General features: G+C 44.0%; 30 protein-coding genes, 1 tRNA gene and 1 riboswitch. Of the genes, 4 read left to right on the forward strand and 27 right to left on the reverse strand.

Features of this window, described 5'->3' with window-relative positions; all coding sequences use genetic code 11:
- Nucleotides 1-133: 133 nt before the first annotated feature.
- From HNR31_RS13010 to HNR31_RS13020, 3 genes are read right to left on the reverse strand one after another with little or no spacing between them, the layout of a single operon-like run.
- Nucleotides 134-616 carry a glutathione peroxidase gene (locus HNR31_RS13010; protein WP_181556662.1) on the reverse strand — a complete coding sequence of 161 codons (483 nt, stop codon included), beginning with the start codon at nt 614-616 and terminating at the stop codon, nt 134-136.
- Nucleotides 617-676: 60 nt separating this feature from the next.
- Nucleotides 677-1,204, reverse strand: coding sequence for a hypothetical protein (locus HNR31_RS13015; RefSeq protein WP_181556663.1), 528 nt, complete (start codon nt 1,202-1,204; stop codon nt 677-679).
- A gap of 16 nt (nt 1,205-1,220) precedes the next feature.
- Nucleotides 1,221-2,909: a formate--tetrahydrofolate ligase gene (locus tag HNR31_RS13020; protein ID WP_181556664.1), complete on the reverse strand. Its 1,689-nt coding sequence runs from the start codon at nt 2,907-2,909 to the stop codon at nt 1,221-1,223.
- 141 nt (nt 2,910-3,050) lie between these two features.
- Here HNR31_RS13020 and metA point away from each other — a divergent pair, with 141 nt between their 5' ends.
- From metA to HNR31_RS19350, 3 genes are all read left to right on the forward strand, one after another.
- A complete protein-coding gene (metA, locus tag HNR31_RS13025) occupies nt 3,051-3,959 on the forward strand; it encodes a homoserine O-acetyltransferase MetA (protein WP_181556665.1) in 909 nt (302 codons plus the stop codon).
- Nucleotides 3,960-5,076: 1,117 nt separating this feature from the next.
- Nucleotides 5,077-5,205: a hypothetical protein gene (locus HNR31_RS18845; RefSeq protein ID WP_258561079.1), complete on the forward strand. Its 129-nt coding sequence runs from the start codon at nt 5,077-5,079 to the stop codon at nt 5,203-5,205.
- A gap of 171 nt (nt 5,206-5,376) precedes the next feature.
- Nucleotides 5,377-5,457: a YjcZ family sporulation protein gene (locus HNR31_RS19350; RefSeq protein WP_181556740.1), complete on the forward strand. Its 81-nt coding sequence runs from the start codon at nt 5,377-5,379 to the stop codon at nt 5,455-5,457.
- A gap of 239 nt (nt 5,458-5,696) precedes the next feature.
- Here HNR31_RS19350 and HNR31_RS13035 read toward each other — a convergent pair whose 3' ends face one another.
- Nucleotides 5,697-6,377 (reverse strand): class I SAM-dependent methyltransferase, encoded by a 681-nt coding sequence (locus HNR31_RS13035; RefSeq protein ID WP_181556666.1) that lies wholly within the window; start codon nt 6,375-6,377, stop codon nt 5,697-5,699.
- Between the two features lie 327 nt (nt 6,378-6,704).
- Here HNR31_RS13035 and HNR31_RS18445 point away from each other — a divergent pair, with 327 nt between their 5' ends.
- Entirely contained in the window at nt 6,705-6,854 is a 150-nt protein-coding gene (locus HNR31_RS18445; protein WP_220129525.1) for a hypothetical protein, read from the forward strand.
- A gap of 36 nt (nt 6,855-6,890) precedes the next feature.
- Here the strand turns inward: HNR31_RS18445 and cobO are convergent, their stop codons facing one another.
- From cobO to HNR31_RS13150, 23 genes are all read right to left on the reverse strand, one after another.
- Nucleotides 6,891-7,439: a cob(I)yrinic acid a,c-diamide adenosyltransferase gene (gene cobO, locus HNR31_RS13040; RefSeq protein WP_181556667.1), complete on the reverse strand. Its 549-nt coding sequence runs from the start codon at nt 7,437-7,439 to the stop codon at nt 6,891-6,893.
- Nucleotides 7,417-8,202: a uroporphyrinogen-III C-methyltransferase gene (cobA, locus tag HNR31_RS13045; RefSeq protein WP_181556668.1), complete on the reverse strand. Its 786-nt coding sequence runs from the start codon at nt 8,200-8,202 to the stop codon at nt 7,417-7,419. The genes cobO and cobA overlap by 23 nt, the downstream gene beginning before the upstream one ends.
- Complete coding sequence (cobT, locus tag HNR31_RS13050) at nt 8,199-9,251, reverse strand: nicotinate-nucleotide--dimethylbenzimidazole phosphoribosyltransferase (protein WP_181556669.1); 1,053 nt, start codon at nt 9,249-9,251, stop codon at nt 8,199-8,201. Before cobT ends, cobA begins: the two co-directional genes overlap by 4 nt.
- Entirely contained in the window at nt 9,251-10,762 is a 1,512-nt protein-coding gene (locus HNR31_RS13055; RefSeq protein WP_181556670.1) for a cobyric acid synthase, read from the reverse strand. Before HNR31_RS13055 ends, cobT begins: the two co-directional genes overlap by 1 nt.
- Nucleotides 10,755-12,119 carry a cobyrinate a,c-diamide synthase gene (locus HNR31_RS13060; protein ID WP_181556671.1) on the reverse strand — a complete coding sequence of 455 codons (1,365 nt, stop codon included), beginning with the start codon at nt 12,117-12,119 and terminating at the stop codon, nt 10,755-10,757. Before HNR31_RS13060 ends, HNR31_RS13055 begins: the two co-directional genes overlap by 8 nt.
- A 12-nt stretch (nt 12,120-12,131) precedes the next feature.
- Entirely contained in the window at nt 12,132-13,205 is a 1,074-nt protein-coding gene (locus HNR31_RS13065; protein ID WP_181556672.1) for a cobalt-precorrin 5A hydrolase, read from the reverse strand.
- A 1-nt stretch (nt 13,206) separates the two neighbouring features.
- Nucleotides 13,207-13,977 (reverse strand): precorrin-4 C(11)-methyltransferase, encoded by a 771-nt coding sequence (cobM, locus tag HNR31_RS13070; RefSeq protein WP_181556673.1) that lies wholly within the window; start codon nt 13,975-13,977, stop codon nt 13,207-13,209.
- Nucleotides 13,974-14,675, reverse strand: coding sequence for a precorrin-2 C(20)-methyltransferase (gene cobI, locus HNR31_RS13075; protein ID WP_181556674.1), 702 nt, complete (start codon nt 14,673-14,675; stop codon nt 13,974-13,976). Before cobI ends, cobM begins: the two co-directional genes overlap by 4 nt.
- Nucleotides 14,672-15,877, reverse strand: a complete 1,206-nt coding sequence (gene cbiE / locus HNR31_RS13080; RefSeq protein WP_181556675.1) for a precorrin-6y C5,15-methyltransferase (decarboxylating) subunit CbiE — start codon at nt 15,875-15,877, stop codon at nt 14,672-14,674. The genes cobI and cbiE overlap by 4 nt, the downstream gene beginning before the upstream one ends.
- Nucleotides 15,864-16,961, reverse strand: coding sequence for a cobalt-precorrin-5B (C(1))-methyltransferase (locus tag HNR31_RS13085; RefSeq protein WP_181556676.1), 1,098 nt, complete (start codon nt 16,959-16,961; stop codon nt 15,864-15,866). Before HNR31_RS13085 ends, cbiE begins: the two co-directional genes overlap by 14 nt.
- Nucleotides 16,962-16,964: 3 nt before the next feature.
- The gene (locus HNR31_RS13090) at nt 16,965-17,612 is read right to left on the reverse strand and encodes a precorrin-8X methylmutase (RefSeq protein WP_181556677.1); all 648 of its coding nucleotides are present in this window, start codon (nt 17,610-17,612) and stop codon (nt 16,965-16,967) included.
- A gap of 5 nt (nt 17,613-17,617) precedes the next feature.
- Nucleotides 17,618-18,403, reverse strand: a complete 786-nt coding sequence (gene cobK, locus HNR31_RS13095) for a precorrin-6A reductase (protein ID WP_181556678.1) — start codon at nt 18,401-18,403, stop codon at nt 17,618-17,620.
- A 20-nt stretch (nt 18,404-18,423) separates the two neighbouring features.
- On the reverse strand, nt 18,424-19,254 hold the full coding sequence (locus HNR31_RS13100) for a sirohydrochlorin chelatase (protein ID WP_181556679.1): 831 nt from the start codon (nt 19,252-19,254) through the stop codon (nt 18,424-18,426).
- Nucleotides 19,255-19,270: 16 nt separating this feature from the next.
- Nucleotides 19,271-20,833, reverse strand: coding sequence for a precorrin-3B C(17)-methyltransferase (cobJ, locus tag HNR31_RS13105; RefSeq protein ID WP_181556680.1), 1,563 nt, complete (start codon nt 20,831-20,833; stop codon nt 19,271-19,273).
- A 16-nt stretch (nt 20,834-20,849) separates the two neighbouring features.
- Nucleotides 20,850-21,656, reverse strand: coding sequence for an energy-coupling factor ABC transporter ATP-binding protein (locus HNR31_RS13110; RefSeq protein ID WP_181556681.1), 807 nt, complete (start codon nt 21,654-21,656; stop codon nt 20,850-20,852).
- Nucleotides 21,657-22,388: a cobalt ECF transporter T component CbiQ gene (cbiQ, locus tag HNR31_RS13115; RefSeq protein WP_233414590.1), complete on the reverse strand. Its 732-nt coding sequence runs from the start codon at nt 22,386-22,388 to the stop codon at nt 21,657-21,659.
- Nucleotides 22,388-22,672, reverse strand: a complete 285-nt coding sequence (locus tag HNR31_RS13120) for an energy-coupling factor ABC transporter substrate-binding protein (protein ID WP_181556683.1) — start codon at nt 22,670-22,672, stop codon at nt 22,388-22,390. The genes cbiQ and HNR31_RS13120 overlap by 1 nt, the downstream gene beginning before the upstream one ends.
- A 3-nt stretch (nt 22,673-22,675) precedes the next feature.
- Nucleotides 22,676-23,416, reverse strand: coding sequence for an energy-coupling factor ABC transporter permease (locus tag HNR31_RS13125; RefSeq protein ID WP_181556684.1), 741 nt, complete (start codon nt 23,414-23,416; stop codon nt 22,676-22,678).
- A 23-nt stretch (nt 23,417-23,439) separates the two neighbouring features.
- Complete coding sequence (locus HNR31_RS13130; RefSeq protein ID WP_181556685.1) at nt 23,440-23,820, reverse strand: (2Fe-2S) ferredoxin domain-containing protein; 381 nt, start codon at nt 23,818-23,820, stop codon at nt 23,440-23,442.
- 141 nt (nt 23,821-23,961) lie between these two features.
- Nucleotides 23,962-24,154: riboswitch (cobalamin riboswitch) on the reverse strand.
- 76 nt (nt 24,155-24,230) lie between these two features.
- Nucleotides 24,231-24,713, reverse strand: coding sequence for a ribonuclease E activity regulator RraA (gene rraA, locus HNR31_RS13135; protein ID WP_181556741.1), 483 nt, complete (start codon nt 24,711-24,713; stop codon nt 24,231-24,233).
- A gap of 109 nt (nt 24,714-24,822) precedes the next feature.
- Nucleotides 24,823-24,894: transfer RNA gene (locus tag HNR31_RS13140), tRNA-Gln, on the reverse strand.
- A gap of 193 nt (nt 24,895-25,087) precedes the next feature.
- On the reverse strand, nt 25,088-25,561 hold the full coding sequence (locus HNR31_RS13145) for a tetratricopeptide repeat protein (protein WP_181556686.1): 474 nt from the start codon (nt 25,559-25,561) through the stop codon (nt 25,088-25,090).
- Nucleotides 25,521-26,051 carry a GNAT family N-acetyltransferase gene (locus tag HNR31_RS13150; RefSeq protein WP_181556687.1) on the reverse strand — a complete coding sequence of 177 codons (531 nt, stop codon included), beginning with the start codon at nt 26,049-26,051 and terminating at the stop codon, nt 25,521-25,523. The genes HNR31_RS13145 and HNR31_RS13150 overlap by 41 nt, the downstream gene beginning before the upstream one ends.
- Nucleotides 26,052-26,410: the final 359 nt, after the last annotated feature.

The raw sequence follows: 26,410 nt of genomic DNA on the forward strand, positions 1-26,410 counted from the left end.
GAAACGCTCTGCCTACTCGCAACAATCACATGTTCTTTCTTTCCGTTTGAAGAAGAAAGAAGATTCGGCACAAGAAAGCTAGCCTTGTGTCACAAAAAACCGTCCTTCCTAAGCGGAAAGACAGTTTCTATCGCTACGCGTTCAACAGTTTTTCAATTTCGGCTTTTAAATCGCTCGGCTTCGTTTTTGGCGCAAACCGTTCAACAACGTTCCCGTATCGATCGACTAAAAATTTTGTGAAATTCCATTTAATCGCTTTCGTTCCAAAAATACCCGGCGCTTTTTCTGTTAAATATACGAAAAGCGGGTGTGCATGTTCTCCGTTGACATCCACCTTCGCAAACATCGGAAACGTCACACCGTAATTCACTTGACAAAACTGTTCGATTTCTTGCTCTGTTCCCGGTTCTTGTTGGCCAAATTGATTGCAAGGAAATCCAAGCACAACAAACCCGTGATCACGATATTGTTCATACAGTTCTTGAAGTTCCTTATATTGTGGAGTAAATCCGCATTTGCTTGCTGTATTGACGATCAATAGCACCTTTCCTTTGTAGTCCGCTAACGATTTCTCCTCGCCACGAATCGTTTTGACAGTAAAATCATAAATGCTCATCATTCTCACCTCTCTTTTTCATCATAAGAAATTTTCCGGCGTTTTTCCACTTCGGCGCTTTTACATCCCGTAAAATGGTTGAAGCTGTTGAAGCGATTTAAGCATGTACGGAACCATTGCCTGTAAATCAGTGACATTCTCTTCATGAATCAGTCGGCCGAATTCGATTGTAATTTCATTATCGTACGCTTCTGTTTTGCTTTTATAATCACGCCGTAACGTTTGGCGAATAAGGCGGTTAGCTCCCCAAATGCCTAACAATGTATCTTCGATGAGCGGACATGTTGTTTCAATTTGCTGTATCGGCATATAAAACGTAATTGTTAACATACAGCCCGGCTTAGTTAGGTTTTGCTGAAGCAACTCTCCGGCAATTTGTTCTAATTTTGTTTGTAACGTTACTGTGCATAGAACGCCTGTCTCTTCGCTCTCCTGCAATCGAAACGTAATGTGATACGTCCGCGAAAAATGAGCCAAGTCGACAAAATCGTGACGATCGGTGATAACAATGGTTCCATCTAGATCAAGATCGTAAATCGCTCCTTCGAGTACAGTTTTTAAATTATCAAATACGGTTGGGTCAAACATACACTCCCCCCTTTTTCTAAAACAGTCCGATCGCATTTCCGTTTTCGTCTACATCCATACGTAGCGCGGCTGGTCGTTTCGGTAACCCCGGCATCGTCATGACATCACCGGTTAACGCGACAAGAAAACCTGCTCCAATCGATGGTTTTAATTCGCGTACCGTAATCGTAAAATCGGTCGGTCGGCCAAGCTTTGTCGGGTCGTCAGAAAGAGAATATTGCGTTTTGGCCATGCAGATTGGTAAATGACCCCATCCGAGCATCTCAAGCTGGGTCATTTGTTTTTTCGCTTTTGGCGAAAATTCTACGTCCTTCGCTCCGTAGACGATTTGTGCGATCTTGCGAATCTTGTCGGGAATCGGTTCGTTGACATCATATAAAGGTGTGAACTTGCTATTGCCGCTTTCCATTGCGTCAAGCACTTTTTTCGCTAAATCAAGTCCACCTTCTCCGCCTTTTTCCCATACTTCTGCTAATGCGACCGGATAGCCGTGTTTTTCACAAAAATTTGTAAGCGTTTTAATTTCTTGTTCTGTATCTGTTATAAAGCGATTGATCGCCACAACAAACGGCAATCCAAATGCTTGAATCGTTTCAATGTGCTTTTGTAAATTCGCCAATCCTGCGCGTAACGCCTCTGCATTCTCTATATGTAAATGTTCCTTTTCCACTCCACCATGCATTTTTAAGGCGCGAATGGTGGCGACAATAACAACCACTTCCGGCTTGATTTGTGAAAAACGCGTTTTAATATGTAAAAACTTTTCCGCTCCTAAATCAGCGCCAAACCCTGCTTCTGTCACAACGTAGTCACCGAGCTTTTGTGCCATTTTCGTCGCAATAACGCTATTGCAGCCATGTGCGATATTGGCAAACGGACCGCCATGCACAAGCGCCGGTGTATGTTCGACCGTTTGGACAAGATTCGGTTTGAACGCATCTTTTAATAAAAGCGTTAATGCCCCTTCAACACCTAAATCTCTTACCGTCACTGGCTGCTTGTCTACATTGTACGCAACAACAATGCGGGCAAGACGCTGTTTTAAATCTTGTAGATCACTCGCCAAACAAAAAACAGCCATGATTTCCGATGCAACGGTAATATCAAATCCGTCCTCCCGCGGCACACCTTGTGCCGGTCCTCCCAAACCGACAACGACGTGACGCAGTGCCCGATCGTTTAAGTCAACAACACGTTTCCAAACGATGCGGCGTGGGTCAATCCGCAATTCATTGCCATGGTGAATGTGGTTATCGATAAAGGCCGCTAAAGCGTTATTGGCAGCCGTAATCGCATGCAAGTCTCCCGTAAAGTGAAGGTTAATTTCGTCCATCGGCAGCACCTGTGAATAGCCGCCGCCCGTCGCTCCGCCCTTGACTCCCATCGTCGGTCCAAGCGAGGGCTCACGCATGGCCACAATCGCTTTTTTACCAAGGCGATGGAGAGCCTGTCCTAATCCTACCGTAACTGTTGATTTTCCTTCTCCTGCCGGCGTTGGGTTGATAGATGTGACTAAAATGACTTTCCCATCAGGCTTCGTTGCAAGCCGCTTCATGATGTTTAAGGAGAGTTTCGCCTTATAATGACCGTACGGTTCCCATTCTTCCTCTAAAAGTCCAAGATCACCAGCGATGTCTTCAATTCGTTTCAACTTTGTTTGTTGTGCGATTTCTAAGTCAGTTTTCCCATTTGCCGTCACTGTCATTGCTTTTCCTCCACTATAAATAAAAAACTGAATATATTTATTGTACCATTCGTATCGTCCGAAAAAAAATTCGTTGAATAAAATTTATAATATTTTTATAATTGAATTATTTAAAAAATAAAGGAATGGAGGATGAGACCGTTGCCAATTAATATTCCAAAAAATCTCCCTGCCAAAGAAATACTAGAACAAGAAAATATTTTCGTTATGGATGAAGAGCGGGCGTATTCTCAAGACATCCGTCCGTTAAATATAGTCATTTTGAATTTAATGCCGCAAAAAGAAAAGGCGGAAACACAATTATTGCGTCTGCTAGGGAACTCTCCGCTTCAAGTAAACATCACCTTTTTGCGTCCAGAAACTCATGAAGCAAAAACGACAAGCAAACACCATCTTGAACAGTTTTATACGACATTTCCTTATATTCGTCATCGTAAGTTTGACGGAATGATTATTACAGGGGCGCCTGTCGAGCATTTGCCATTTGAACAGGTTACATATTGGAACGAACTAGCGGATATTATGGAATGGACAAAAACCCATGTCACTTCTACCTTGCACATTTGTTGGGGGGCACAAGCGGGGCTTTACTATCATTACGGCATTCCGAAATATATGTTGCCGCAAAAATGCTTCGGCATTTTTGAACATTCGTTAGAAGTAAAAAATGTAAAATTGTTACGTGGATTTGATGATGTGTTCCGCATTCCACATTCGCGCCATACTGATGTACTGCGCGAAGATATCGAACAAGTTCCCGATTTAACGATTTTATCTGTTTCTGAGAAAGCCGGAGTTTGTCTAGTAGCCTCTAACGACGGGAAGCAAATCTTTTTAACCGGCCATCCTGAATACGATGCGACTACATTAAAAGAAGAATACGAGCGCGACTTAGCGAAAGGACTGCCGATCCAAATGCCGGAATCATACTTCCCTAATGATGATCCGACAAAAGCGCCGTTGAACACTTGGCGGTCTCACGCGAATCTATTATTTGTGAACTGGCTCAACTATTACGTCTATCAAGAAACACCGTATATTTGGGAATAAATATATTCTGTTTTCTTTAAAATAATTTAATTTGAATAGAACGCCTATAAAATCAACGTCTTTCCACTTATTCCTCCTAACATTTTTATTGATTTCAACTCATTTTTATTTGTGGTCAAGAAGGCGGAACTCCCACTCCGCCTTCTTTTTAGGTTCTTCAGATTATATAGGAACATATTTGTGTAGAGAATGATAATAAAACCGCCTAAATCCCCATTAATAGAAAGTTTATTCAGGTAAGCTGGCATATCCCCCCTTTCCATTAACGAATTTGATAGCCTCAAACCATATGCTTTAAACAAATAGAAGAATAGAAGAAGTAACCAACCATCATTGGAAGGTTAGGGTATATCATTACAATGCGTTCAGTAATAAAGCGAACAAAGGCAATCCAGCAGCTATCGTAAATAGAGATAGTCTAACTGAAAAAAATGCAAGAAATAGCTCAACAAGTAAGGTTTAATGAGACTGCTTTCCCATAAAATCAGATAAAGCCGATATTCGTTACTTGACTCTATCATTCTCCTTGTTTAACTTTCCGTCACCTCTTTGTCTCATCCTCGTTGCTGTTCTGTTGCCATTCATCCATACCTTAATTCATCACTTCTAGCTTATTTATCATTTTATACTCTATTGTTAGCAATATATCTTTTTTTCGTGACATCTCTGCCTTTACGCTTTTGCTTCCACTTGTTTTAGCAGGATGTCTTCAACGTTTTTATTTTTGGTAATTTTTACTTTTCTATTCTAAATGTCCATTCAATTATCTTTTTTGGACAATGCTTCCGACAATTTCTTTTGAATTTCCCCTACACCCAACACATAAAATGAGTATAATTAATACAGGAGAAAAACAAAGAGAATCATTTTCTGTTTGAGCTTCTCCCCTTCTATCGTCATGTATTTCTTTCTATTTATTCGGTTTGATACACTAACTCCCTTCGCCTAGGTTGGTCAAGCCCATACTTTTATCCCGTTGTGAAGAAATTTGCCTAATGCTTCGTCTATCCCCAAAACTTTCTTTTTCCTCGACAAAAAAAGTCAAAGGGTTCGACAGCGGGAAGAACGAAAAAGAGAATATGGAGAAACTTACGCAACTAGAAAGGATGAAGGACAAGTGAGAGCAGAACGAAGAAAGCAATGGAAAACTCATTGGCGAAAGTATAAACATTTGTATAAAGGTTCGCGAATGGAGCGGCGCAACAAATGGCGGCATAAATGGGAAGAAAAATATGTAGCCAGTTAAGCTAAAAATTTATGAATCGAAAAAAAACCTTGGTTTCATACCAAGGTTTTTTTCGTTTTTCGACAGGTATCTTTCTCATTTTGTTGTTTCCCTACAGCTGTCCAGCGCATCTCTTATCCCTTTATCATACATACGATAGCTTCGGCATAGGAGGTGAGTACAAGATGAGTTATAGCTGGTAACCGTTTTTCATTGATTGTTGTGTTGTTTATTTTATTAATTATCGTTCGTTGGATACGGCTATTAATGTAGGAAATAGAAATCAAACATAGGGAACTGTCTTCATCAAAACAACTCTTTTTTAAAAGAAAATCGCTCAACCGGTTTGCTTCTTGAACAAGCATTGCTGCAACACTTACGCAAGGCAGGTTGGGAGCAAACTATCCCTCTACGAAGTGTAAGTACTTCTATGGGAAGAAACATTTGCACTTACGCTTTTCTTATTTTAGTTTATGCAAGAAGCCGCTGTTGTGCGCATACACCCTAAGTTGTCATTTTTTTCGCAACATAAAGAGCCACATAAATGTGAGCGCTTGTTTTAGCTCGGTCGGCAAGGAGCGGATCGTATCCTCGTGCACTCCTCGCTTGTAAACTCCTTGTCCATCGATGATGTCCCATCCGTTTTCTTGTGCCAATTGTTCAAACTCCCATGGCATCATCGTATTGCAAATGACCGGTTTTCCGTACAGGCGCAGATAACTGTTTTTGCGCGGCGCCGCCGTAGGACCGAGCAGGCCAACACATAGATAATGATCGCGCTTCAGCACTCGTCTCATTTCATTGAGCGCTTTCAATGGTTCTTCCGTCCATTCGAGCGAATTAATCGCCATGGCGCCGGAAAACGTTTCATCAGCAAACGGCAATTGGGTCAAATCACCTTGGATAAAGCGCAGCCGTTCATGCTCTCCGCGTGCTTTTGCTTTTTCAATCATTTCTCTTGATAAATCAACCCCAATAACGCGATAGCCTGCCTGATATAGCTTCCACGAACCATAGCCATCGCCGCATCCAAAATCGGCGACTTCTCCTTCTTTTGGTATGTATGTAGCCAAAAACGGGACGATCGTTTTCCGACTTCCGTGCTCCCACATGTCTTCACTGCTCTTGTGCCAAAAGCCCGCTTTTTTGTCCCACTGTTTTTCTGCTTCTTCATGCCAATCGAACGATTTCATTTCAACACCTCTTTTGCATAAAAGTAATGACATCGGAAAAGCTAATGCTGTAAAAAAGAGTATTTGCCGATGGATCAACGGGAAACATTTGTCGCTGTACCAAAAATAAAGGCAATATATCAAATTCAACACTTCAAGCGGTCGTGTGTTATCGTACCAAAAAGCGTTAATAAAAGGTGAAAACGGCACGATTGCCCGGGGAAATATGTTGGCCTAAAGAGACGGAGAACGATATATTCGTGCCAATACCGACGGCGACGCGACAAGCATTTTAAATCATCATCTTCCTACTTTTTTCTAAAATTTGATGAAGAAAGGACGTTAGGTATGACAAAAAAATATAATAAAGGAAGCAAAAATCAAAATTCGCCAACACAAAATCAGTCGTTGTTCGCTACCGAAACGATAAGCGGTGATAACAGCAAAGGCAATAAGCGAAATAAATCACAAAACGACAAAACTGATTTATATGATTAAAAATGAACATTTTATTGCACGAACGAAGTAGTTTCACTAAAATTCAATACCTTTCATAGCGCAAATCCCCTCTTGATAGTCATGTTTCACAAGCTTCATTTCTGTGACAATATCGGCAAGAGCAATCAATTCTTTTTTTGCCGAACGGCCGGTAATGACGAGATGAAGCTGAGGAGGACGCGTTTGAATCAATTGAATGACATCATTGATCGAAACAATATCATCGACCGAAAAGCGGTCAATCGCCAGCACATTGTTCAATTCATCTAATACGATGAGATCATATTGCCCGGATAATACTTTCTCTTTTGCCAAGCTCCATGCGTTTTTCAATGCTTGGCGATGTTCTTCGGGCGTTTTCGTCCACGTAAATCCGGCGCCCATTTGATGCATTTCGATGCTTAATTTTTCACACACGATGTGCTCACCATACGTGCGTTGTGGTGATTTAATAAATTGAATAATGGCGACCTTTTTTCCTCTTCCCGCCGCTCGCAAAGCAAGTCCAAGGGCGGCGGTCGTTTTTCCTTTTCCGTCCCCTGTATATACAATGACTCGTCCTTTATATTGACTCAACCGTCTCACCTTCTAAACAATACGCTTCCGGAAACCATTTGATTTTCTCCCGTAACTTGACAACTTCTCCGACAAGGATAATCGAGGGATGAGAAAGACAGGCTTTTTTCACTTTTTCTTCAATATCTTGTAACGTCCCTACGACTGTTCGTTGCCGCTCTGTCGTCCCCCATTCAATGACAGCCACTTTCGTATCGGAAGATTTGCCGTATTGGATGAGTTGTTGGCAAATATATGGCAAGTTCCCGACTCCCATATAAAACGCAATCGTATCGCTTCCTTTCGCAAGCCCCTCCCAATGCAAGCGATCTTCCCCTTTTTCCCGCCGACCATGGCCTGTCACGATGGTTAACGAAGCAGCATAATCTCGATGGGTAACAGGAATGCCCGCATAGGCAGCGGCAGCAATTCCTGCGGTGACTCCTGGAACGATTTCAAATGGAATTGCGTGCTGCGCGAGCACTTCCGCTTCTTCGCCCGCTCGGCCGAATACACACGGATCTCCTCCTTTTAATCTTGTCACGATGTTTCCTTGCTTCGCTTTTTCGACTAACAACGCATGGATCGTTTCTTGAATCAACGCATGGTTCCCTGGCTCTTTTCCGCAATAAATCAACTCCGCTCCGTCCTTTGCATACTTCAATAAGTTTCGATTGATTAACCGATCATAAACGATGACATCCGCTTTTTGAATGCATTCCATTCCATAGAGGGTAATAAGCTTTTCGTCACCTGGACCTGCCCCTACTAAATATACTTTTCCACTGTTCATCCATGCTTTCCTCCTGCTTCCACTGAATTTGACGCATGTGCCGAAGTAAACGTCGCCATTTCCCGCACCATATTCGTTGCAAATTGTAAAAGTGGAAACGCAACTGCAGCTCCGCTTCCTTCTCCAAGCCGCAAGCCTAAATCAATAAGCGGCTTTTTTCCTAACAGTTCAATCGCGACTTTATGACCGATTTCTTTTGAACGATGGCCAAGAATCATATAATCAACGACACATGGATGAATGAGTTTCGCCAGCAGCGCAGCAACGGTACAAATGAATCCGTCGATAAGGATCGGGATGCGCTTTTCAGCTGCCGCTAGCATCGCTCCTGTCATCGCCGCAATTTCCAATCCACCGATTTTCTCTAAAATCTCTATCGGATCGGAAGGATTCGGGGCATGAAGCATCAATGCACGCCGAATCACCTGTCGTTTATGAACGATTTTTTCTTCTGCAATACCCGTGCCTCCTCCGACAAGCTGTTCTACTTCTTTTTTGCTTAATACCGCAAGAATGGCACTGCTTGTCGTTGTATTGCCAATGCCTATTTCACCAACAATAAGACAGCGAATTCCCTGTTTGATCATCTCGTTTGCTTGTTCGTATCCAACCAAAATTGATTTCTCTGCTTCTTCTTTACTCATCGCTTCTTTTTCACAGAAATTGTTCGTTCCATATCTTATTTTCTGATGGATGACTTCTTCGCTTTGGATATCGGTTGCTACCCCAACATCTACAACCGCAAACGTTGCGCCGATTTGCCTGCTGAATACGTTAATGGCTGCACCGCCGTTTACAAAATTCATGACCATTTGCGCTGTCACTTCTTGTGGAAACGCAGATACCCCTTCTTTCACAACACCATGATCGGCTGCAAACACAAGCACACCTGGTGGAGTCACTGTCGGAAACGAAGAGGACGTCATTTCCGCTAGTTCAATCGCTAACTGTTCTAAGCGACCAAGGCTGCCGACTGGCTTCGTTAGCTGGTCGACATAGGCACTTACTTCTTTCCCGATTTCTTTATGTAACGCTGGAATAGTAAACATTACCTTCCCTCCTTTTGAAACTCGGCCATTTTCCGCTCAATCTCCTCGACTCGGACATGGCGCTTTACATGGTCAGCAAGTCGATCGAAAGCTTGCTCACGCAACGTGCGAAATGACTTACGTCCGTAAATGGGCATAATCCCTTTTCGTCGGCGAATCTCGTTTAATAACGCTTCGCGAAAGGCATCGTTATGAAACACATCGTGAAAATACGTGCCGATGATGCACTCGTCTTCGCTTTGGCTTCCTTCACTCCTCCCATTGACATCAATAAGTGGGACGTAGCCATCAAGCGCGTGCGAACGTCCCATATGAATTTCGTATCCTTTCACATGAAATCGTTCACCTGCAAACATCAATACACCTTCAGAGAGAACTGTCGTTTTTTCCCGCTTCAACGTCGTTTCAATTGGCAGCAACCGCAATCCATCCGTCTGTTGCAGCGGGGTTTCCACGCCAAACGGGTCGCTGATGCGGTGGCCTAACATTTGATATCCGCCGCAAATGCCAACGATGGTCACGTTACTAGTTTCATACAAATGGAAGATTTTCTTCGCTAGCCCGCTTTCTTTGACATAAAGCAAATCTTCAATCGTATTTTTACTTCCCGGCAAAATGAGAAGGTCGGGTTGTCCGAGCTGATCGGCGGTGGTCACAAAACGAATATGACAATCCGGCTCGATAAAAAACGGATCAACATCCGTGAAATTCGATATTTTCGGATAACGAATCACTGCAATATCGATTTCTTTGTCGGGATTGACGGTAGTCGAGACTTGATCCAAGCTGACCGAATCTTCGGCATCGATATGTAAGTTTGGCAAATACGGAACGACACCTAACACCGGAACTCCGGTATATTGTTCAAACCAGTCTAATCCCGGTTGTAACAGAGAAAGATCACCGCGAAATTTATTAATAATCACACCAATCACCCGCTTGCGATCTTCCGGCTCCAATAATTGAAGCGTGCCGACAAGGCTGGCAAACACGCCGCCGCGTTCGATATCGCCGATTAAAATGACTGGGGCATTCGCCATCCGGGCTACACGCATGTTGACAAGTTCGCGGTCGTTTAAATTAATTTCCGCAGGGCTTCCTGCCCCTTCAATAACAAGACGTTCGTACTCATTCATTAAGACGTCCAGTGATTGTCGGATCATTTGCAAGCCCGTTGCAAAAAATTCATTACGGTAAGCAAAAGCTTTCATATTTCCGTACGGCCTTCCGTGTACAATAATTTGCGCTTCATTATCACGGCTTGGCTTAATTAAAATCGGATTCATATCCGTTGTCGCGACAACGCCTGCCGCTTCCGCTTGAATTCCTTGGGCACGGCCAATTTCTTTCCCATCAACCGTCACATAGGAATTGAGCGACATGTTTTGCGATTTAAAGGGGGCCGTTTTCCATCCGCTTTGCGCAAAAATGCGGCAAAAGGCAGTTGCGATGATGCTTTTTCCCGCATCGGAATGCGTCCCTTGAAACATGATGGGCAACGCTTTAACCATTTTCCTTCACCTTCTTACACCGTTCAAGCCAGCATTCCACCATCTCTGGACAGGAAGCAAAATGAAAATGAACATAGCCTGCCACAACATTTTCGTTCATATATCCGTCTTTTCTTGTGCCGCGTAGGCCCGTTGTTTCGTAGGCAAAATCGATTGCTTTCCTCGCTTCAAACGTTGAATAATGAAATTCATGTCCCCTTGCTTGCAGACCTTCCGAAAGTAAAAAGTTTCCCTGTTCTCCTTTCACTTCACGATAGCCAAGCGCCACTAACTTATGGTGCATTTTTACGTTCCCTGGAATGACACCAACCATGTCATAATACTCTCCATCCGTCGTTTCAATGCCTTCCGTTAAAAACATAAATCCTCCGCACTCCGCTAACGTCGGAAGCCCACGCTCAATAGCGGCTTTAATCGACTGCTTCACTTCTTGTTGTTGAGATAATTCTTTGGCAAACTCTTCCGGAAATCCGCCGCCAATATATAAACCGTGTACCCGCTCCGGAAGCGGCTCACCATGAAGCGGAGAAAAAAAGACAAGCTCTGCCCCGTACGCTTCAAGAAGCTCTAAATTTTCCGGATAGTAAAAATGAAACGCAGAATCTTTGGCAACGGCGAGGCGCACATCATACATTTTGTTCGTCGGCAAAAAAGAACGCTGGACTTGCAGTTTCGGAGCTTCGGCTAATTCAAGCAATGCTTCTACATCTACCGTCTTTGTGACAAGCTCTCCTAGTTGAGCAAAAAACTCATCAAGCTCCCCCCGCTCAACCGATGGAATTAATCCTAAGTGCCGTTCAGGGATGCGCAATGAATCCTCCTTTTTCAGAAAACCGATGACCGGAATGCCGCATTCTTGTTCAATGGCTGTTTTCAGCAAGCGAAAATGTCCTTCGCTGCCAACGCGGTTGGCGATGACTCCGGCAATGCGAACACGCTCATCAAACCACTGAAAACCTCGGACAATCGCCGCTGCGCTCCGGGCCATCCCGGCACAATCCACGACTAATAAAACAGGGCTTTGCGTAAGAACACTAATTTCCGCGGTCGTTCCTTCATTCGTCGTTGGCCGTTTTCCATCAAACAGCCCCATGACCCCTTCAATAACGGCAATGTCGGCTCCTTCACATCCTCTGGCACAAATGTCTTTGACCGCTTCGTGTCCGACCATCCAGCTATCGAGATTGCGCGATGGCCGTCCTGTTACCGCTGTATGGTAAGTCGGGTCGATATAGTCCGGACCGCATTTAAATCCTTGCACGATATAACCTTTTTGCTTTAATGCCGCCATAATGCCGATCGTCACAGTCGTTTTTCCGACGCCACTCCCCGTACCAGCGATGACGATTCTTCGCATATTGCCTCCCCCTTAATGTCTCAGCAGTGCAACGGAAATCGTTACATTGCCTGATTTTTTCTTAACAAGTTCCAGATTCTCAGCACCGCTATATAACTTTGCCGCAGGTTCGCTCACTCCGTAAGCCCCCGTATAGCGAAAAACCGTTTCTGAAGGTTGTTCCATGTGCACATGATTGAGCTCTTCTGGTGAATAATACACAAATTCCCATCCATACTTTCGCACAACTTCGAGTAGCCCCGGCTCGTCCTTTTTTAACGCAATCGTGCATACCGCTTTGACACTTTTGCCTGAAAAGCGAAGTTCCGCTAACGTTTCGTCAATGACTGCTTCGATTTCTTCAGCCGATGTACCGCGATTGCAGCCAATGCCCAGCACAATCACTTTCGGACGGTACAGCACACCATTTTGTAAAATCGCTTCTTCTTCTTTCGATAATAAACGGTGGGTAACAACGAGGGCAGCGTCTGGCTTTTCTGCTAATGCTTCTGGAATAGAAGAATAGACGCAAATATGGCTCGGCAATGGTGTATCATAGTTCCACCATTCTCGCTCTCCCGATTCTTGGACAACGGCAACGTTTTGTTCATTCACCACCGCAGCGCTCACAGGAGTCAGCTTTTCATCCGATTCCCATACCCAGCCGAATTGTCGGCCAAATAAATCAACGGCAATCGTTTTTTGTACATCGGAAGCGGTTGTAATGACAGGACGAGCTTGTAATAGAGCGGCTACTTGTCGCGTTAGTTCGTTGGCGCCGCCGAGATGCCCGGAAAGAACGCTAATGACATGCTCGCCTTTATCGTCAACAACAACAACGGCCGGATCTGTCTTTTTATCCTTCAATAGCGGGGCAATCATGCGAACGACCGCGCCAAGTGAAATAATGAGAACGAGTCCGCGATAGGTCTGAAACAGAGACGGCAACAGCAAGCGAACATTCCCTTCAAATACATGAATGCCTTTTTCCGCTTCGTCTCCTCTTGCAAATTTATTTGTGTAATACACGTGAGCGTTCGGCAACTGTTCTCCCACTTTACGTGCAATGTCCACTCCGTGTTTTGTAATAGCAACAACGGCATACACCTTATTTCTCCCCCCGCCGATATCCGTGTGTGAACGTTTTATCGTACAGCTTCGAGCGATAATTGCGCTCGGCAATGGATGAATCAAGCGCCCATCCAGCTAAAATCAAGGCGTGTTTCCGAATTCCGTTTGTTCTCATATCTTCATCTAGCGTCCCGACCGTGGAACGAACAATTTTTTGATCGGGCCATGTCGCTTTGTAAACGACAACAACAGGAGTGTCATCGCTCCAACCAGCCGCCTGCAAAGCGCTTTTCACTTTTTTCGTTAAGGTCGCACTTAAAAAAAGCGCTAATGTACAATGGTGTTTTGCTAACTCTTCTAACTTTTCCCGCTCAGGAACCGGCGTTCGTCCTTCTGCTCGTGTTAAAATGACCGTTTGCGTCAAATCAGGAACGGTCAATTCCGCCTGTGCAACAGCAGCAGCGGCAAATACAGAGCTCACTCCGGGAACAATTTCGACGTTGATTCCTTGCTTTTTTAATAGAGATATTTGCTCCAGCGTCGCTCCATAAATAGACGGATCGCCCGTATGAAGACGCACGACCGTTTTTCCTTCTCTCACTCTTTCTACTATTTCAGTCACGATTTCTTCTAAATGCATGCCGGCGGTCGGAACGATTTCCGCTTCCGGTTTCGCACGGTGCACTAACTGGTCATTCACGAGAGAATCGGTGTAAAAAATCGCATCCGCCTCCTCTAGCAGTTTCAATCCTTTGACCGTGATTAAATCCGGGTCGCCCGGGCCCGCTCCGATGATATATACTTTCATTTTCTCACCACCATTAGTGTTAGATATTCCAGTTCAGCCCCTTCGAGTTGCTCGACATTCCAAATGATTTCTTCATTTGAGGTGACTTTCGTAACGACAGCGGCGTTCTGTAATAAATTGAGTTCGCGTAAAAGGCGAATCATTGTATCGATCACTTTAGCAACTTTAATAAAGACCACACAATCATGATCTTCAATCGCTTTTTTCATTGTTTCATAATCATCGCACGCCGGAATAATCGCCACATGCTCATCGCCATCGGCAAGCGGAAGCTGCAATCTAGCCGCAGCGGCATTAACGGATGAAACACCTGGAACCACTTCGATGCGAGCGTCGGGATAGCGCTCTTGCATCATCCGCATTAAATGAATGAACGTGCTATATAAAAGCGGATCACCCTCTGTGACAAAGGCGACATCTTTCCCAATGCGCAATTGTTCCCATATAGCGTCCACCGTTTCACTCCATTTTTCCGCAAGCACATTCACATCTTTTGTCATCGGAAACACAAGTCCGAGCATCTCTTTTTCCGCTGGTGAAAAATATGCTTCAACAATTTGTTGGGCGTAGCTTTTGCTGCCGCGTTGCTTCTTTGGATAAGCAATCACTGCCGCTTCTTTTAATCTTCGAAACGCTTTAACCGTCATCAGCTCTGGGTCGCCCGGGCCGACGCCGACACCGTATAATGTTCCTATCATTCGTCTCCCTCTCTCTTTGCAGTGATGATGTAAATCGGATTCAGTGATGCAAATCTTGTTAGCTGCAAAATCGGCTTGCTTCTTGAAATTTGCGCGAGAGTAATGTCTACGTAAAATCCTCGTTGTTTGAGCCCCTCTACCGCCTGCGATAATGTTTCGATCGTAACAGCATTGATCACAATACGGCCATTTCTCTTTAAGCGCTGGCAGCAGACATCAAGCAACGCTCCCATTTCCCCTGATGTCCCTCCGATAAAAATCGCATCAGGTTCAAGGAATTCGTGTAAATGATCAGGGGCTTTTCCATGCACAAGCGTGATATCGACGCGAAATTTTTTTAGATTTTCCTTGCAAATCTCAATATCATGGGCATTTTTTTCAATGGCAAATACCGCTCCTTCGCGCGCAATTTTGGCCGCTTCAATTGCCACCGATCCAGTGCATGTTCCGATATCCCAAACAACACTGTCTTCACGGAGACGAAGCGCGCTTATGCTGAGCACACGAATTTCTTTTTTCGTAATTAACCCTTGTTCTGGTTTCCGCTGTAAAAACTCCTCATCATCAATGCCTAATATCCAAAAAGGTCCGTTTTTCGTTTTTTTCAAAACGACAACATTTAATGGTGAGAATTCTGCTTGAATCATGTCTTCTAATTCAAAGTAGCGGCAGCGTTCATCCGCTCCCCCTAAGTTTTCGCCGACAAAGGCCCGGTATTCGGTCATCCCATACGAAAGCAAATACTTCGCAATCTCATTCGGTGAATTCGTGTAATCGGTCAATATCGCGACCGTTTCGCGTCCATCAATCCGTTGTGCCAGTCCCTTTATACTTCGACCGTGGAGGCTGACAAAATACGCATCTTGCCATTTCTCTCCCATTTTCGCAAACGCCCATTGAACCGAACTGACCGATGGATACACTTCTATCGGAATTTTGCTAGATAAATAGCTGCCAATCCCGTAAAACATCGGATCGCCAGAAGCTAAAATGACGGTGCGCTTTGTTTCATGGCGCAACCGGTCGACAAGCGACGAAAGGCCGCCTTGAATAATGACTTTTTCACCTTGATAGTCAGGGAAAAACTCTAAATGACGCTCCCCGCCAATCAATACTTCACTCTCATCAATCCAACGTTCATAAAGGGAAGGTAAATTTGCTTTCCCATCCGCACCAATTCCAATGAGTTTAATCGACTGCATCGTTTCGTACCGCCTTTCCTAAAAGTTGACCGCCCATCGTATACAGCGACGTTTCTATCACAAGCCCGCCACCAACTTCGTTTAACGCTGACAAACAGCAGTAGTCACACAGTTTTTCGAAAAATAGATGATTTCCAGCCGCTTGCATGAAATCACCGACTTGCGACGCGGTATTCGCTTCTTTAATATTGGACACCAACTCAGGTGGGGCACCAGCCTCTTCGGCAATCGACGCTAAAAACTGAAAATCTACAGGGGCACTCTTTGAATGAACCATCATAATGCCTTGCGCGACTTTTGAAAATTTCCCCATCATTCCGACCATCGATACTTTTTGGATTCCGTGTTTTTTGCATTGTTTTAACGTGAAACCGATGAAATCGCCCATTTCAATAAACGCTTCTTCCGGAAGATCAGCATATTGCTGCATCGCATATTTTTCACTTCGACCGCCCGTTGTAATGACGACATGATCACACCCGTTCGCTCTCGCCACTTGAATCGCTTGAACGATGCTCGCTCGATAAGCAGCGGTTGAAAACGGAACAACAATGCCGCGTGTTCCTAAAATGGAAATGCCACCGATAATGCCGAGACGGGCGTTTAAGGTTTTTTTCGCAATTTCTTCTCCTCTGGGAACCGAAATGATAATGCGGACACCTTTTTTGATGCTGTATTGCTCGAGTACGTCCCGCGCGGTTTCATACATCATTTGACGGGGAACAGGATTGATGGCCGCTTCTCCAATCGGAACTGGCAATCCAGGTTTTGTAACACGCCCCACTCCTGCTCCACCGTCCAAATGAATACCGGATTGCTCCGTCCACGAAACGGTGGCGACAATCGCAGCACCGTGTGTAGCATCCGGGTCGTCTCCGCCATCTTTAATGACCGTAGCGGTTGCCGAATTCCCGGTGATCTGGCAATGTTCTACAGTAAACGTGACAAATCGCCCAATCGGCAAATAAATTGTTGCCTCTGTTTGCGGTATGCCTGTAATCAAAGCGATTAATGCCGCTTTCGTTGCAGCTGTCGCGCACGCTCCTGTCGTGTATCCTTCACGCAGCGTCTTTTTCTCTGCCATCATCTACCCTCGCTCTGCTAAAAGTGAAAGTGCATTGAGTGCAGCAACAGTAACCGTACTCCCTCCTTTTCTACCTATATTTGTAATAAACGGAACATCTAACTTTGCTAATTCCGCTTTCGATTCGGCTGCGGAAACAAAGCCGACAGGCAAACCAATCACTAATCCCGGGCGCGCCTCTCCTTCTTTAATTAAACGAATGAGTTCAAGCAACGCCGTCGGGGCATTGCCGATCGCAAAAATTCCTCCTTCCGCTTCTTTCACCGCTTTTCTCATCGCGACAATCGCTCTCGTCGTATTCAGACGTTTCGCCTCTTCTACTACGTCTGGATCGGAAATATATACGTTGACACTCCCGCCATATTTTTCAATGCGGGATTTGTTAATGCCGACTTGAACCATCTGCACATCGACCACGACCGCCTTGCCGCTGCGAATCGCTTCTACTCCAGCGCGAATGGCATCTCGATGAAATAATAAACTTTTTCCTAACTCAAAATCTGCCGAAGCGTGAATGATGCGCTGAACAATCGGATATTGTTCCTCCGTAAATGAATGCTCGCCAATTTCTTCATTGATGATTTGAAAACTTCTCTCTTCGATTTTTTGCGGTTGAACGGTAATTGGCCGAAATTCCATACGAAAATCCATCGGTTTTAACCCCTTTCATTGATTGGTTGTGGCACCAGCCGATAAAGAGTAGTGATAACACCAGAAAATTCCGAATACACCGTACCGTAGTCGAGTGTCGGACGACGAATGAGAATTGTCTCAATCCCAAGTTCTTCAGCTGCGGCAATTTTTTCGTCGACTGCTCCCTCTTTTCCGCTTTCTTTCGTAATAAGCAACGTCACGCCAAATTGTTGAAAAAGCGCTTGATTAAATTCCTTTGTAAACGGCCCTTGAATGGCAACAATATTTTTTTGCGGAATACCAAGTTGCTCGCATTTTTCGATATTATCTTTGCGAGGAAGCATGCGAGCAATGAGACGTACATTCGGTAAATGAAGAAGCTTTTCGGCAAAAATGTGCAATGTTTTGCTTCCGGTGGTTAATAAAATGACCCCTTTCTTTTCAGCGGCAAGCAAAGCCGCTTCTTCGTAATCCTTCACAACGGTTAATTTCTCGGAACGAAACGACTGCGACTTTCGCTCATAGCGTATATACGGAACGTTGGCACTATGAGCGGCGCTTATTGCATTTTTCGATGCTTCTTCGGCAAACGGATGGCTTGCATCTACCACCGCTTTGATATCCTGTTGTTGAATTAACGCTTCCATGTCAGCGGCAGTTAAACGGCCAACATACACCTCTAACCCTGCTTGCCTCAATTCATTTGCGGCATGGTCTGTCACAACCGTTGTTAAGACGGGGTATCCCACTTCTTTAATTCGCAAGGCTAACGCGCGCGCATCGCTCGTTCCTGCTAACACCAAAATCATGAACGTTTCCTCCCTCTGACTTAATGGTGATGGTGGTGGTGATCGTGGTGCTCTGCGAGATGAAGGCGATATTGACATACATCACAGTTCATCTTAACCGCTTGACCGAGCGCTTCTTCGAGACGATCGAGCACAATCGTTTGCAGCTTTGGATGAAATCCAAAGTACCCAGCTAATTGAAATTCTATGTTCGGATATTGTGCACGGAACTGGATGATTTTTTCCTCAAGCCGCTTTATTAGAACACCTGTAAAGAGAAAGTATGGTAAAATCACGATTTTCCGAGCCCCTAACTTCACACAACGCTCTACTCCTTCTTCCAAGAGCGGAGCAGTCACCCCCATAAACGCTGGCTCCACCAATGAATAGTTCGTTTGCTCCCAAAATAAGCGGGTAATTTTGTATAAATCGCTGTTCGCATCAGGGTCACTTCCCCCGCGTCCAAGCAGCAATACCGCTGTTTCCTTATCAGGAGCTTCGACATTTTCACCGATCTCTATTAATCTCGTTTTTAAAATGGCAAACGTCTGTTCATGAATGCCGATTGGGCGGCCGTACGTCAACGTAACATGCGGGTATTTTTGTTTTGCCTCATCAATAGCTGCCGGAATATGAAGTTTGGAATGACCAGCAGCTAACAGAATAATCGGAATGACGATCACTTCATCAGCTCCTGCGTTTACGCATTGCTCAATTCCTTCGATGATAGTTGGTAAGCCAAACTCTAAAAAACACGTTTCTACATAAAAAGTTGGATGGATTTTCGGTCTTAGTCGCTCAACAAATTGCCGAACTTGTTCATTTCCTTCCGGGTCGCGGCTTCCATGCCCGACAAATAAAATAGCTTTCATTCTAGTTCCCCCCTTTCTACTCCCCACATGCCGGCACTTCAATTTGTACGACCTTTTCGTCTTCCTTGTATTCGAATCCCCCCACTTGTTTCACCCTCTGAAAAAACTTATGGAACCGTTCATTTGGATGCCCGTTTTCCTTGTATTCTTCGATAACGCGGGTAACGACATCGATGATTTCGCTAGGCGGAATTCCCTCGGCAACAAGTCGGCCTGGATGCGCGTTTCTTCCTATCGTCTTTCCACCTAAAAACAAATCAAACGCTCCTTTTCGGTATACGATGCCAATATCCTCTCTAACCGCACCATAACAAGCCATTCCGCAGCCATTAAAGCCGATCTTTACTTCTTTTGGCAGCGATATTCCGCCAATTCGTTTTTGCAACTCTTCTGCATACGGAATCGCTTCTTTTTTCTCTCCATCACAAAAATCGCACGCCTTTAATGTCAACACATTGCCGACAGGGAAGACGATGAATTTAGCACTTCTCAACTTCGCAATGACTTCTTCCGGCTCAGAAGTGGGAATCTCTAGCTTCATATAATGGTCCGGCGTATACATCATCGTCCCTTCCTCGCCGACAATTTCCGCCATCACCATCATTTGCTTCGGAGTAAACGTTTTATTGGCAACTCCGGGACTGACAGCCACTTCAAGAATTGAAGGGGCAAAAGTCGTTGCTTGGTGGTTTTGAGCAGCGATTTTTTGTAACGCTTGTTCTGCAATATCTCGCGCACGCGCTCTTTCACTTTGGTCCAACGCCCACGGCTCAGCTTCTTTCCGTAGGCGTTCATGCGGCTTTAATGGCTGTTCGAGCGCACTTAATGTATACTTTCGCTGATATCCACGCGGAGTAATCATGAAACCGTCATGGATAAATGTCGATGAATTCCCGATAATGACAGTCGTTAACATCCCGATTTCGTGTTCAAGCATATGTTCCAAATCAGTAATGACAATTTGTTGGCGCTTGCGATAGGCACTTTTCACTAAACCAACAGGTGTTTGCGGCGAACGATAGCGTAATAAAATCCGCTGCGCTTCGGCGATTTGTCGCGTTCTTCTGCCGCTTTTCGGATTATAAAGAGCGATGACAAAATTGGCAGCCGCTGCAGCTTCGATCCGCTTTTCAATGAGCGACCAAGGAGTTAAATGGTCGCTTAAGCTAATCGTACATGCATCATGCATTACCGGCGCTCCCAATAAAGACGCACACGAGTTGATCGCGGAAATTCCCGGAATCACTTCCACTTCAATGCCGCTTTCTTTCGTCCATCCTTTCTCGATTAATACTTCATACACAAGTCCGGCCATTCCATACACACCAGCGTCCCCACTGGAAATCACCGCCACTTTTTTACCTCGCTCTGCCCATTTCACTGCTTCCTGAGCACGGCTTACTTCCTCCGTCATTCCGGTGCTAATGAGTTGTTTTCCCGTGATAAGATCCGATACGAGTTCAACATAAGTCTTATAGCCAATGATGACGTCACTTTCTTCAATTCCTTCGCGCGCCCGTTTTGTCATGTGATCCACACTTCCCGGACCAAATCCAATGATTAACAACTTTCCTTTCATTTCTATCACCTTTCTTTTACACTTTCATTCTTGCTTTTATTTCTTCTATGCTACGCGGAATGCGACGCTCATTAGGAAATAAGGTGTTCCATACAGCCGCTAACAAAGGAACTCCAATTTGAAATTGTTTTAGCCTTTCACCTTGGACAAAGACTTCTTCCGGCTTCCCTTGCATCACAATTTGTCCATCGTGCATAACGAACACCACATCTGCCCATTGGAAAACGAGATCAAGATCGTGCGTCGCCATAAACACCGTAACCCCTTTTTGATGAATATCGTTTAATTTTTCCATAAAACGCTCCACTTGTAAGCGATCTAAGTACGCTGTTGGTTCATCTAATATTAATAAACTTGGTTTCATAATCATGACAGAAGCGAGCGAAAGCCACTTTTTTTGTCCTAGGCTTAAATGATGGATCGGCTTGTCCCTCCATTTGTGTAAGGAAAAATCATCCATCGTTTCTTGAAGGAGCTGATTTATTACACTTTTTTCTACACGCAAGTTATGCAAGCCAAATGCCAGCTCTTCTGTTATGGTGGGAGCGATTAGCTGATGCTCAGGATTTTGAAATACAATACCAACTTCTTGCCGCCATTTCTGCAATGTCTTTTGTTTATAGTCGATTTTCTTTCCTTTCCAATACACTTCACCACTGTCCGGTATCAATAATCCATTCGCATGTAAAAATAACGTTGTTTTCCCACAGCCGTTATGACCAATAAGGGCGCACTTTTTCCCAAGTGGAACATGCAGTGACAACCCTTTTAATACACATTGCCCGTCTGGATACGTATAATAAACATCCTGAAATTTCAACATTTATAACAGCTCTCCCCCTATTACTCCTAATAGTACAATCATAACCACTCCGATAATCGCTTCGAATAAATAGCGTTTACATAACACGTCCCCTTCTTTTTGCACATAAGTGATTTCGCCAGAAAAGCTGCGGGCACGCAAAGCAAATGATAATGCTTCATAATATAGCCATGTTTTTTGTATAAGTTGAAATATAAGCATGGCTGCATGACGCCAATGATTTCCACCACTTCGCGCTTTCATAGCAACATGAAGTTCGTCGGCTGCTCGGGCAAAAACAAAAACAAATCGGTATGTTAAAAACAACAGCTCAATGATAATTGATGGAACTTTCATTCGCTTTAACGTATAAAGAAACTCTGTAAACGGTGTTGTTACAAGAAGAAAAAACAGGCACGACCAAGCTGCAATGGATCGAAAACATAGTGTGATCACTAAACTGATATTGCTGCTGTTCACAGAAATATGAAAAGAATGATCGATCGAAACAATAAGAAGGGGTAAACTAACACAAAGAAAGGCGGAAACAAGCAATAACGCTTTCACATACACCTGCCATGAAACACGCGCATACCAAACAATCCATACCGCCAGCCAAATGATAATAACGGTTTGCATGTCACGATTTCCTAACATGACGATCAAAAGCAGAAGAAAAGAAAAGAAAACTTTTTGTTCAGGAGGTACCTTTCGTAATCGATTGTTGTAGGCAATTGTATCAAACCGGTTCATCATTTTGCTTCATCTCTTCGACCAGCACGTCCTTTATATACGCCGATAATATACCCGATCACTCCTGCTCCAATTGCTGCTTGTACTGAAAATAACAGCGTTTCTATTTCTCCACCAGGCGGCTCAAATATCGTTTCAAACCAAGGTTTATATTTTGGATCAATCGCTTGAATAGCTTTTTCTGCCTTATCATCGGTGCCACCGAACTCAGAATGGCGAATAAACGATAATGGTGCTGCAACAAGAATGACAGCGAGAAGGAGAAGGAAGACATTTCGTTTCAATTTTTACACCCCTTTACGCAATTGTTCTAATTCATGGCGGCTATATGTACAAAGGAAATTCCAAACAATCACGGTTAACAGTCCTTCTGTAAGTGCAAGTGGTATTTGAGTGATAGCGAAAATACCTACAAATTTTAAAAACGAAGCGCTAATTCCGCCAGTAGCATCAGGGAAGGCTAATGCTAATTGAAATGATGTGACAACATAGGTTGCCAAATCGGAAAAAAAGGCAGCCAAGAAAATGATAAGACGTTGAGAAATACTAGTCTTCATACCAAAGCAATAAATTCCGTAAGCCACCAACGGACCAACGACTGCCATAGAAACAGCGTTTGCACCTAGTGTCGTCAGCCCACCATGAGCAAGCAACAGCGCCTGAAACAGTAAAACAATGCTCCCCATTACCGTCATCGCAAGCGGACCGAACAAAACAGCACCTAACCCAACTCCTGTTGGATGAGAACTGCTTCCCGTCACAGACGGAATTTTTAATGCTGAAAGAACAAAGGTGAATGCTCCGGACAGAGCCATGAGCAACTTCAATTCAGGATTTTTACGCGTCACACGCAATAAAGAACGCAGTCCTAAAATAAAAAAAGGTAAAAAAATGATCCACCAAAAAATAACCCACTTAACCGGTAAAAATCCCTCCATGATATGCATTGCAAACGTAGATGTGGAGCTGCTAAATGTAAAATAAATGCTCAAACAACATACCAAAAGTGCTAATTTCCATTTATTCATTTTTCTCACCTTTCTACTTTCTTCTACTTTCTAGAAACTTTCAAAACACCAATGGGGGCAGTCGATTTCTCTGACATCGTCAACCCGTTTTTCGCATCATATCGATATGTCATCACTTCTTCTAACAGCTGACCATCTCGCAAATGTTTTTGCACAAGTTCTCTTCCCTTTTCCGCGTTCATGGCTTTGTACCATACTCCTTCAGGGTAGACGATGACAACACAGGCATCTTCACACCGGCCGTTGCAGCGTGTTCGAGATGTATGTACTTCGCTGTCCAATCCCAAACGCTCAATTTCCGAGCGAATCGCTGTTGTCACTTCCTCACCCCCTTTTCGCATACAACTGCCTCCATTGCAAATAAGCACATGATGTTTCATTCCGATTAAATTCCATGTCGCCACTTTTTTCCTCTCCTTTTTCGTCCAAATAAAAAGCACCTCTATGCGTAGAGGTGCAGAAAAAATGCATATAATAAGACAGCCGTTAAAAACCGATATAAAGGCACACTTTTCCCAGCACGTCTACCTATAATCCCGTAGGTATCCGTCTGAACAAATAAGGCAGGTCTCCTGACTTAGGATCTTCATTTCATTGCGTCTTCCCGAAAATTGCTTTCAGTGACATGATGCAATGAAACTCCCCATCACAGTGGCGGGTACCGTGACGGCTTTTCACCGTGCTTCCCTTTTAAGCCTATCCCTTTATGAGAAAGGCACCTTACTTGCTTTGACGAGTCATTCAGTTTTCAATGGAACAAGCTTCCTTATCCATAGTATTATAAATTTTCGAAAAACGTCAACAACTTTTTTCATCATTCTGCTTCAGAAAGCTTCGTTTGCGAAATGACGATCCCATCGCTGTCGGCATACACATAAGCGCCCGGCTCCCAGCGCACACCGCCAAATTCGAGCACAACATCACGCATTCCTTTTCCTTCTTTTTTGCTTTTCACCGGACAGGTGCCGATAGCCATGACCCCAAGCGGCATCTTCGCTATTTCAGCCGAGTCGCGAATGCAGCCATGAATGATGACACCTGCCAGCCCGCGATCGCAGGCGATTTGCGCAAGCCGATCCCCCAATAACGCGCAGTTTCGTGATCCTTTTCCATCAACAACGAGGACAGATCCTTTCGGAATCGTTTCAAGCGCTTGACGCACAAGCACATTATCCTCGAATACATCAACGGTGGCAATCGGTCCAGAAAATTCCTTTTTTCCCCCATAAGAATGTAGCGATAATTGACAAACTTGAAGTTGTTCGAAAAATTGGTCGCATAAATCCGCTGTTTTCACACCAATCCCCTTCCCTGTATGTCCGTTTTTTATATCATTTGACACTTTTGTCAAAAATCCTTCCAAACAAAAGAAAAAGGCCAAGCGCATTCGCTTGCCTTTATAGGAACTGGGCTAGCTGGATTCGAACCAGCGCATCACGGAGTCAAAGTCCGTTGCCTTACCGCTTGGCTATAGCCCAATGAATTAACTTCATGAGTTACTTCTTTGACTGTACTACGTGAGCTGACACCGCAGGACAATTTCAAGAATTTCTGTAAGGGAATTTGGGAAATCAGTTGACATGAATTTGCACTGCGGTATACCTTTTTTGTCTGTTCATTGATAGTTATGCCCTGTCTTCAACAAATTATACAAAAAGTCCACGCCCATTATCACTCTAAATGGTCGGCATAATACTTTAGAGCTCTCTGGTAACTATGCAATTCTTCATCATCAGTCGTATCGATTAGATTTTTTAACACAATTTCCATCGCCTCTGAATATCGTTTCAGACTATATAATGTTAATGCTAAAAATATTTGGACCGGCCTATAATCGGGAAACTGTTGCTGTGCTTTTGTTAAAACTTCCAATGATTCGTCATACTTACCCAAAACGCGATAAGTGCTTCCTAAACAAACAAATGCATCTTTTAAACTTTCTTCTTTCAGTCCTAAACGAACCGCTTTTTCATAAAATTCAACCGCTTCTTTTTCCAATCCCATCGAATCATGTACTTGCCCGCAATAAAAATGAATTTCACCATCATTCGGATAACGTTTGACCAAATCTAAAAGAAGTTCTCTTGATTGTTCTAAATGCCCTTCATTTCGCAGCTTGATAGCCAGCGCTAACGGAACGCTCATCCCCGTTTCTTCCCCCATCCTGTAAATGTTTGACGAATAACACTCGATGGCCTCCCCTGCCATCATAATTCGTGAATACAGAAACTCCTTCGATTTCCTGATCTCCCTTTTCAATGTCAAACCCCATGCGAGAGTGAAAAGCGATTGATGTACGATTGACAGGTGAAGTAACACAACGTACAAGCCGGCAACCTTTTTCTTTTACTGTTTCGAAAAACCGCTCATACAACCTTGAAGCAATTTTTCTCTTCCGGTAATCCGGATGAACTCCAACAAAATGAATATACGCTTCCTCTGGATATGTTTGGGAAACAAAACCAATCAAAAAGCCTATAATTTGTTCTTGCTCGATGGCAACAAAACTAGTGTTTTGAAAGTGAATGAAAAAGAGCTTTGGCAGCATGTCAACCATTTGTCTCCCGCCCCACCAGTCATTTAACACACTAATAATATCGTTGTAATCATGAGGAGATACATGACGAATCTGCATGTCAATCTTCCTTTCACTCAATTTTTTTCTAATATCAAAAAAGAATCATCCCTTTCCGTTCCAAAAGACACTGCAGGGATATTGGCACACACGAAAACGATATTAGGAACCAATCTTCAGACGCACGTTAAATGACCGTCGAGCGTGAACAACCATGCATCCTAGATATGCGCAAATCAGGGAACCACATTTTAGTAGCCGAAGAGAATGAAATCGTTCTCCGCCTACTAAATTCAGCGTAAAAAGAAACAACGGCTCTGCCGCATCGCCTCGTTTGGTATTAGCATTCATGCAACAAATGATCGAATGGACCCCCTTACCATCACGACAACAAACGGACGAGCGATTCATGTCGATAA

Origin of the sequence: Thermaerobacillus caldiproteolyticus (genome assembly GCF_013761245.1) — a bacterium.
Classification (GTDB): domain Bacteria; phylum Bacillota; class Bacilli; order Bacillales; family Anoxybacillaceae; genus Thermaerobacillus; species Thermaerobacillus caldiproteolyticus.

Bases quoted from the DNA above. Each gene is read 5' to 3' on its own strand.
- HNR31_RS13010 (WP_181556662.1), bottom strand. From the start codon at position 616: ATGAGCATTTATGATTTTACTGTCAAAACGATTCGTGGCGAGGAGAAA.
- HNR31_RS13015 (WP_181556663.1), bottom strand. From the start codon at position 1,204: ATGTTTGACCCAACCGTATTTGATAATTTAAAAACTGTACTCGAAGGA.
- HNR31_RS13020 (WP_181556664.1), bottom strand. From the start codon at position 2,909: ATGACAGTGACGGCAAATGGGAAAACTGACTTAGAAATCGCACAACAA.
- HNR31_RS13035 (WP_181556666.1), bottom strand. From the start codon at position 6,377: ATGAAATCGTTCGATTGGCATGAAGAAGCAGAAAAACAGTGGGACAAA.
- HNR31_RS18445 (WP_220129525.1), top strand. From the start codon at position 6,705: ATGACAAAAAAATATAATAAAGGAAGCAAAAATCAAAATTCGCCAACA.
- cobA (WP_181556668.1), bottom strand. From the start codon at position 8,202: ATGAACAGTGGAAAAGTATATTTAGTAGGGGCAGGTCCAGGTGACGAA.
- cobT (WP_181556669.1), bottom strand. From the start codon at position 9,251: ATGTTTACTATTCCAGCGTTACATAAAGAAATCGGGAAAGAAGTAAGT.
- HNR31_RS13055 (WP_181556670.1), bottom strand. From the start codon at position 10,762: ATGGTTAAAGCGTTGCCCATCATGTTTCAAGGGACGCATTCCGATGCG.
- HNR31_RS13060 (WP_181556671.1), bottom strand. From the start codon at position 12,119: ATGCGAAGAATCGTCATCGCTGGTACGGGGAGTGGCGTCGGAAAAACG.
- cobM (WP_181556673.1), bottom strand. From the start codon at position 13,977: ATGAAAGTATATATCATCGGAGCGGGCCCGGGCGACCCGGATTTAATC.
- cobI (WP_181556674.1), bottom strand. From the start codon at position 14,675: ATGATAGGAACATTATACGGTGTCGGCGTCGGCCCGGGCGACCCAGAG.
- cbiE (WP_181556675.1), bottom strand. From the start codon at position 15,877: ATGCAGTCGATTAAACTCATTGGAATTGGTGCGGATGGGAAAGCAAAT.
- HNR31_RS13085 (WP_181556676.1), bottom strand. From the start codon at position 16,961: ATGGCAGAGAAAAAGACGCTGCGTGAAGGATACACGACAGGAGCGTGC.
- HNR31_RS13090 (WP_181556677.1), bottom strand. From the start codon at position 17,612: ATGGATTTTCGTATGGAATTTCGGCCAATTACCGTTCAACCGCAAAAA.
- cobK (WP_181556678.1), bottom strand. From the start codon at position 18,403: ATGATTTTGGTGTTAGCAGGAACGAGCGATGCGCGCGCGTTAGCCTTG.
- HNR31_RS13100 (WP_181556679.1), bottom strand. From the start codon at position 19,254: ATGAAAGCTATTTTATTTGTCGGGCATGGAAGCCGCGACCCGGAAGGA.
- cobJ (WP_181556680.1), bottom strand. From the start codon at position 20,833: ATGAAAGGAAAGTTGTTAATCATTGGATTTGGTCCGGGAAGTGTGGAT.
- HNR31_RS13110 (WP_181556681.1), bottom strand. From the start codon at position 21,656: ATGTTGAAATTTCAGGATGTTTATTATACGTATCCAGACGGGCAATGT.
- cbiQ (WP_233414590.1), bottom strand. From the start codon at position 22,388: ATGAACCGGTTTGATACAATTGCCTACAACAATCGATTACGAAAGGTA.
- HNR31_RS13125 (WP_181556684.1), bottom strand. From the start codon at position 23,416: ATGAATAAATGGAAATTAGCACTTTTGGTATGTTGTTTGAGCATTTAT.
- HNR31_RS13145 (WP_181556686.1), bottom strand. From the start codon at position 25,561: ATGAGCGTTCCGTTAGCGCTGGCTATCAAGCTGCGAAATGAAGGGCAT.
- HNR31_RS13150 (WP_181556687.1), bottom strand. From the start codon at position 26,051: ATGCAGATTCGTCATGTATCTCCTCATGATTACAACGATATTATTAGT.